This is a genomic window from Dyella sp. SG609 (assembly GCF_012275375.1).
Lineage (GTDB): Bacteria > Pseudomonadota > Gammaproteobacteria > Xanthomonadales > Rhodanobacteraceae > Dyella_D > Dyella_D marensis.
On the sequence record NZ_JAAZQJ010000025.1, the window covers coordinates 1 to 6115 of the forward strand.

8 protein-coding genes are annotated in these 6115 nt (G+C 67.3%); 3 read left to right on the forward strand and 5 right to left on the reverse strand.

Going from position 1 to position 6115, the window contains the following annotated elements; all coding sequences use genetic code 11:
• Positions 1-577: 577 nt before the first annotated feature.
• The 4 genes from FHW85_RS22090 to FHW85_RS22105 all read right to left on the reverse strand — a co-directional run bounded on the left by FHW85_RS22090 (position 578) and on the right by FHW85_RS22105 (position 2658).
• The gene (locus FHW85_RS22090; RefSeq protein WP_168649673.1) at positions 578-1135 is read right to left on the reverse strand and encodes a HutD family protein; all 558 of its coding nucleotides are present in this window, start codon (positions 1133-1135) and stop codon (positions 578-580) included.
• 4 nt (positions 1136-1139) lie between these two features.
• Entirely contained in the window at positions 1140-1682 is a 543-nt protein-coding gene (locus tag FHW85_RS22095) for a GNAT family N-acetyltransferase (RefSeq protein ID WP_167252098.1), read from the reverse strand.
• 7 nt (positions 1683-1689) lie between these two features.
• The gene (locus FHW85_RS22100; RefSeq protein WP_168649674.1) at positions 1690-2163 is read right to left on the reverse strand and encodes an SET domain-containing protein; all 474 of its coding nucleotides are present in this window, start codon (positions 2161-2163) and stop codon (positions 1690-1692) included.
• 168 nt (positions 2164-2331) lie between these two features.
• Entirely contained in the window at positions 2332-2658 is a 327-nt protein-coding gene (locus FHW85_RS22105; protein WP_168649675.1) for a helix-hairpin-helix domain-containing protein, read from the reverse strand.
• Positions 2659-2880: 222 nt separating this feature from the next.
• Between FHW85_RS22105 and FHW85_RS22110 the strand changes: the two genes are divergently transcribed.
• From FHW85_RS22110 to FHW85_RS22120, 3 genes are all read left to right on the forward strand, one after another.
• A complete protein-coding gene (locus FHW85_RS22110) occupies positions 2881-4305 on the forward strand; it encodes a M20 family metallopeptidase (RefSeq protein ID WP_168649676.1) in 1425 nt (474 codons plus the stop codon).
• A complete protein-coding gene (locus FHW85_RS22115) occupies positions 4302-4997 on the forward strand; it encodes a YggS family pyridoxal phosphate-dependent enzyme (RefSeq protein ID WP_168649677.1) in 696 nt (231 codons plus the stop codon). Before FHW85_RS22110 ends, FHW85_RS22115 begins: the two co-directional genes overlap by 4 nt.
• A 285-nt stretch (positions 4998-5282) precedes the next feature.
• Positions 5283-5915 carry a C40 family peptidase gene (locus tag FHW85_RS22120; protein ID WP_167252093.1) on the forward strand — a complete coding sequence of 211 codons (633 nt, stop codon included), beginning with the start codon at positions 5283-5285 and terminating at the stop codon, positions 5913-5915.
• Positions 5916-5918: 3 nt separating this feature from the next.
• Here FHW85_RS22120 and FHW85_RS22235 read toward each other — a convergent pair.
• Positions 5919-6115 (reverse strand): hypothetical protein (locus FHW85_RS22235; RefSeq protein ID WP_210427890.1); only part of this gene is annotated, 197 nt, incomplete at its 5' end.

Genomic DNA, 6115 nt, shown 5'->3' on the forward strand with positions numbered 1-6115 from the left:
AGCGCAGCTGCTGAGGGTCCGTGAGGGCTGGCCGGGCTTTTTGACAGGGCATCCATGCCCTGATCAAAAAGGCGAGGACTCCTGTCCTCGCCCCCCTTGCGGGGGCCTTTTCGTCCAGCCCTCACCGCCGGCGCCAAGGGGACCCGGTAGATCAAGAGCAACGTCAAAAGCGCGCCAGCGGAACGCCGCGGCTGCGCCACGAGCTCTTCGCTCGGTTTTCGCCCCGCCCGTCATCCCCCTCTCCCCTCCGGGGAGAGGGTTGGGGTGAGGGGCCGCTCTAGCGATATCGCTCGATACTGCAGTCAGCAGATCCAGCTCCACCCACATTGATCCCAAGCGCAAACAACGTCGCAAGCAAAGCCAGCGACATTCCGGATATAGCCATCCCTGTCTGCCCGAAGCGCCGATGCTTTTCGCTCCACGGCGCCACCGCCACATATCCCCGGCGCCATCCGCATGACGCGTCAAGCAAGTGCGGGAGATTACGAATGCCCCTATTTGACGAGTGGCATTCGGCGATCCGTGCGTGAGGTGTTTTTGTGCCCGGCAGAATCGGCGATGCGATGCCGCGGCGTGCTCAGGGCTCGATGCGCGCCAGCACCACTTCGCCGCCGCCTTCGATGCGCAGCGTGCCTGCCGCTTCGATCCACACCGATTCGCCCTGCGTCATCGCCAGGCTTTCGCCGCCGCTGCGCAGTTCGGCGTGTCCGGCGAGCAGATAGAGGAACCAGTGCGCGCCGGCCGACGGTGGCAGCAGCATGGCGCCGTTCAAGGGGCGTGCGATCAGTTCGCCTTCTGCGCCATCGCGCAGCATCAGGTTGAAGGCGCGGGTGGGGCCGTCGGTGAGCCGCGCGTGCGGGGCGTCGGCGCCGTCGAAGCGGATCACGGCCAGGCGCAATGCATGTCGTTCGTAGTCCGCGAAGCGCAGCGCGAGCGAAGCGTCGAGCGCGGCGAACTGGCGGCGCACGCCGGGCAGTGCGGAAAAATCGGTATCGCGGTCGATCTGCGCGATGCTCAGGCGCCACTGCCATGCAGAAGAATCCGGACCGCTGGCCAGCACCATGGTGGTGCCGGCGCCGTTGGCCCAGGGCTCCGCGCGCAGGCTTTCCGCTGGCACGCGGTGGAAGGCGCTCATGCGCTCAGGCGTAGGCCGCGCGGCGCGATTCGCGGTACGGCGGGTAGTACGCGAACACGTGGTTGTAGCTGCCGCAGAAATCCATGTCTTCGATGTGCTCGCCGCCGAGGCGCTCGGCCAGGCGGTCGGAAGCTTCGTTGCCCACGCGCACCAGGCTGATCACGCGCTGCGCGCGCAGCTGGTTCCAGGCGAAATCGAGGATGGCCTGGCAGGCTTCGGTGGCGTAGCCGTGGTGGCGGTACTCGGACTTCAGCATCCAGCCCAGTTCGATATCGGGCCAGCCTTCCGGATACATCAATCCCGCGCGGCCGGCGAAGACGCCGCTGTCCTTCAGTTCCAGCGCCCACATGCCGTAGCCGCGCAACTGCCAATGGCCCAGCAGCATCGCCAGCGAACGCCAGGCATGGCCGCGGTCCAGCGGCTCGCCGTCGCCGACCCAGCGCGTGCTGGTGGGGTCGGCGAGCATCGCGGCGTAGTCGTCGAAATGGCTGGCGGAGAGAGCGGTGAGGCGCAGGCGCGCGGTTTCGAGGGTGGGTATGTCGAACATTGCAGTGTCAGATGGCGGCGCCGGCCAGCAGGCTGGCGAGGGCACGGGTACTGGTGGCGAGACTGTCGGCCCAGGACAGGCCGATGATTTTCTCGCCGGTGGCCGAATCGATGAAATCTTCTTCCTGCCCGGGTGCGAGCAGGTGGCGGTAATCCACGGTGATCTCGGTGCCCGCGGGCAGGTCGCGCGCGGCGAACACGAAACCGAGGTGCCACAGCCCGCTGGGCTCGAAGCTGTGGTTGATGTAGCACTCGTCGGGCCAGTCGGGGGACAGCGTGTAGCGGTCCTCGAACCAGCGCGCAGCCGCATAGAGCTGCACCTGCAGCTCGGGCGAGGCGGTGATCTGCGCGAGGCTCCAGGTGCGGTCGATCGCATCCGGCGCGGTCACGATGCGACCGGCGGCGACGTCTTCCTCCAGGAACAGCCCCTTGCCGGCGCCTCCGATACCCGAGGCGGCGATGCGGTAACGCGGCAGGATCATGGCGTGGAACGCAAATGTTTGTGCTGCTGAATCAGGTACATGGCCCCTGTGACGGCTCCGGCCTGGGTCGTGAAGGCGGTGACCGGGCGGTCGTGAACGCGGAGTGTAGGCGCAACCGGCGCGACCTGCCAGGGCCGCGCCGGCGCGGGCCGGCGAGCGGACTGGAGCTCAGTCCTCGTCCTTTTTGGCCTTGGGTCTGGCCCTGGTGGCGCCGGATTCGGGCTTGGCGCCTTCCTCGGTGATCAGGATGGCGGCACGGTTGCGGTCCAGCGTGCTGGCGCCCACGCCCTTGACCTGGCCGACTTCGTCCACGGTCTTGAACGGGCCGTGTTCCTCGCGCCAGGCCACGATGGCGGCGGCCTTGGCCGGGCCGATGCCGTCGAGCGCCTTGGCGATAGTGGCGGCGTCGGCGGTGTTGACGTTGACCGGCGTGGCGGCGTGCAGCGACAGGCACACGGCCAGGCCGGACATGAAAGTAGCGAGCTTGCGCAGCATGGGGATGCTCCTTCAGTGATGGGCTTCAGCGATGGGACAGCGCGGCGTCCGTGCGCCGCCCAGCCACGATGCCGCCGGCGCGAAGGCGCCGCAGTCGGCGCTCCCATCGCGCTGCGGTGCGCCTGCATCGCAGCGTGGCGTGGGTGCGCGCCTACGCGCTGTCGGCGGCGTTTCGGCCTGCGCTGATACAATCGGCGCTTTCCCCATCGCCGGAGCTCGCCCATGGATACCGCCCGTCTTTCGCATTTCGTCAGCGGCCTGTGGGATGACGAGATCGTGCCGCAGCTGATGGACTACATCCGCATTCCCAACAAGTCGCCGATGTTCGATCCCAAGTGGGTGGAACACGGCTACATGGATGCGGCGGTCAAGCTGATGGAGACCTGGGCGCGCACCAAGCTGCCGTCGCTGCCCGGCGCCACGCTGGAAGTGGTGCGCCTGGAAGGCCGCACGCCGCTGATCTACATCGACGTGCCCGGCCAGGGCGACGACACCGTGATGCTCTACGGCCATCTCGACAAGCAGCCGGAAATGACCGGCTGGGCCGAGGGCCTGGGTCCGTGGACGCCGGTGCTCAAGGGCGACAAGCTCTATGGCCGCGGCGGCGCCGACGACGGCTACGCCATCTTCGGCTCGCTGGCCGCGCTGCTGGCGCTGCGCGAGCAGGGCATCCCGCACGCGCGCTGCGTGGTGCTGATCGAAGCGTGCGAGGAATCGGGCAGCTACGACCTGCCGTACTACGTGGACCACCTGGCCGCGCGCATCGGCAGCCCCTCGCTGGTGGTGTGCCTGGATTCGGGCTGCGGCAACTACGACCAGCTGTGGCTGACCACCTCGCTGCGCGGCATGACCGGCGGCGAGCTGAGCGTGCAGGTGCTGGAGGAAGGCGTGCATTCCGGCGACGCCTCCGGCGTGGTGCCGTCGAGCTTCCGCATCCTGCGCGAGCTGCTGACGCGCCTGGAGGACCCGCAGACCGGCACGGTCAAGCCGAAGGAACTGTACGTGGAGATTCCCGCGCAGCGCATCGAGCAGGCGAAGCAGGCCTCGCACGTGCTGGGCAAGGCCATCTACGAGAAGTTTCCCTTCGTCGAAGGCATGCATCCGGTCACCGAGGACCTCACCGAGCTGGTGCTCAACCGCACCTGGCGCCCGCAGCTGGCGGTGACCGGCGCGGACGGCCTGCCGCCGCTGGAAAGCGCCGGCAACGTGCTGCGCCCGAAGACCTCGGTGAAGCTCAGCCTGCGCCTGCCGCCCACGCTCAACGGCAGCCAGGCCGGGCAGTTCGTCAAGCAGCTGCTGGAGAAGGATCCGCCCTACGGCGCCAGGGTCAGCTTCAAGCTGGAGAAGGACGGCGGCGGCTGGCATGCGCCGCAGCTGTCGCCGTGGCTGGAGCAGACCGTCGCGCAGGCTTCGCAGAACCATTTCGGTGCGCCGGCGGCCTACATGGGCGAAGGCGGCAGCATTCCTTTCATGGGCATGCTCGGCGAGAAATTCCCCCAGGCCCAGTTCCTGATCACCGGCGTGCTCGGCCCGCATTCCAATGCGCACGGCCCGAACGAATTCCTGCACATCCCCACCGGCAAGAAGGTGACGATGGTGGTGGCCGAGGTGGTGGCGGGCCACTACGCGCAGGGCGGCAAGGCTTGAGCGACGACTACGGCTATCTCGCGGCCCACTGGGCCGCCGTGCGCGAGCGCGTCGACGCGGCCTGCCGCGAGGCGGGCCGCGCGCCGGCCGAGGTGGACGTGCTGCCGGTGAGCAAGACCTTCGGCGCGGACGCCATCCGCGCCGCCACCGCCTTGGGGCTGCATCGCTTCGGCGAGAACAAGGTGCAGGAGATCCGCGAGAAGGCCGGCCCGCTGGCCGACTGCGCCATCGACTGGGTGGTGATCGGCCACCTGCAGACCAACAAGGCCAAGGACGTGGCCCGGCTCGCCGCCGAAGTGCAGTCGCTGGACCGCTGGGAGCTGGCCGAGGCGCTGGACCGCCGCCTGCAGGCCGAAGGCCGCGCCATCGACGTGCTGGTGCAGGTGAAGACCTCGCCGGAAGAGAGCAAGCAGGGGCTGGATCCGGCGGAGCTGCCGGCCTTCCTGGCCCGCCTGCGCGGCCTGGACACCCTGCGCGTGCGCGGCCTGATGACCATGGCCGTGCAGTCCGGCGACCCCGCTCCCGTGCGCGCCTGCTTCCGCCTGCTGCGCGAGCTGCGCGACCGCATGGCGGGGGAGGGCCACGCACTGCCGCGGCTGTCCATGGGCATGAGCGGGGATTTCTCGCTGGCGGTGGCCGAGGGTGCTACGGAACTGCGCATCGGCACGGCGATTTTCGGCCGCCGCGGCTGAATTGCGCTTCAGGTTCCTTGCAGACCTGTTACGGACCTCCGTCACACTTCCGCCACGGTTATTTCTAGGAAATTTTCCTAGCCAGGCCAGGTGCTTGCAGTGATTTCCCACTGCTTTCATGGGGATGCCGGACGTTGCTAATCCCTTCAGCTTTTCGAAACCGCGGGGTTTAGTTAACCCGGATCGAACATACGGCCTATATCGCTTTGCTAAGTTCACGGCTTCGTCACGGTCGTCGACACATCCGACGGCCAATCCCGTGAACAGCAAGGGGATTTTTCCCGCATGCCAATCAAGCGATTGACCGTCCTCTCCGTGCTGGCCGCCGCCGCGCTCGTCTCCGGTCCCGTGCTCGCCAGCCCCAGCGGACAGGCCAAGGCCGCCCCTGCTGTCGCCACCATCACTCCGCCGCTGATGAGCCAGTTCGCCGCGCTCGCTCCGGCCCAGGCCCTTTCCCAGTCCGCTCTGCCGGCCGCTCCGGCGATCGAGGAGCAGGCCAGCAATGCGGACGATCTGCGCAAGACGCTGATCGATCTGGCGATGCAGCTGCGGGATATCCGCTATGTGCGCGGTGGGCACGATCCGTCGACCGGCTTCGATTGCAGCGGCTTTGTCCGTTATGTGTTTTCGCATGCGGTGGGGTTGGATCTGCCGACCAATTCGGCGGGGCAGTTCCTGGCCGGGCTGAAGGTCAACCGTACCGAGATGCAGCCTGGCGATCTGGTGTTTTTCCGCACTGCCGGCGGGCGCCGGGGTGGTGGGCGCATTTCGCATGTGGGCATTTATATTGCCAATGGGCAGTTTATTCATTCGCCTTCGCGGGGGAAGACGGTGCGGGTCGATAGTCTCGATGAGAGTTATTGGGCTAAGCGGTTCGCTGGCGCCAAGCGGCCTGAGGGCATGGCGCAGAACGGTTGAGCGTTAGCGCTTTCGGCAGTTTGAGGCCGCCTGCAGGGCGGCCTTTTTTATTTGTGCTGTATTCGTCATCTCGGCGTAGGCCGGGATCCAGTAGCGACTAGGTGCGGTTGTCGCGACTTGGCCGCTTATGCAGCGGGCATTCCGGACGCCTGCCGGCGCCCGGGTCACTTTCTCTTTGCTGGCCCAAAGAGAAAGTAACC

Bases quoted from the DNA above. Each gene is read 5' to 3' on its own strand.
- FHW85_RS22090 (WP_168649673.1), bottom strand. From the start codon at position 1,135: ATGAGCGCCTTCCACCGCGTGCCAGCGGAAAGCCTGCGCGCGGAGCCC.
- FHW85_RS22095 (WP_167252098.1), bottom strand. From the start codon at position 1,682: ATGTTCGACATACCCACCCTCGAAACCGCGCGCCTGCGCCTCACCGCT.
- FHW85_RS22100 (WP_168649674.1), bottom strand. From the start codon at position 2,163: ATGATCCTGCCGCGTTACCGCATCGCCGCCTCGGGTATCGGAGGCGCC.
- FHW85_RS22105 (WP_168649675.1), bottom strand. From the start codon at position 2,658: ATGCTGCGCAAGCTCGCTACTTTCATGTCCGGCCTGGCCGTGTGCCTG.
- FHW85_RS22110 (WP_168649676.1), top strand. From the start codon at position 2,881: ATGGATACCGCCCGTCTTTCGCATTTCGTCAGCGGCCTGTGGGATGAC.
- FHW85_RS22120 (WP_167252093.1), top strand. From the start codon at position 5,283: ATGCCAATCAAGCGATTGACCGTCCTCTCCGTGCTGGCCGCCGCCGCG.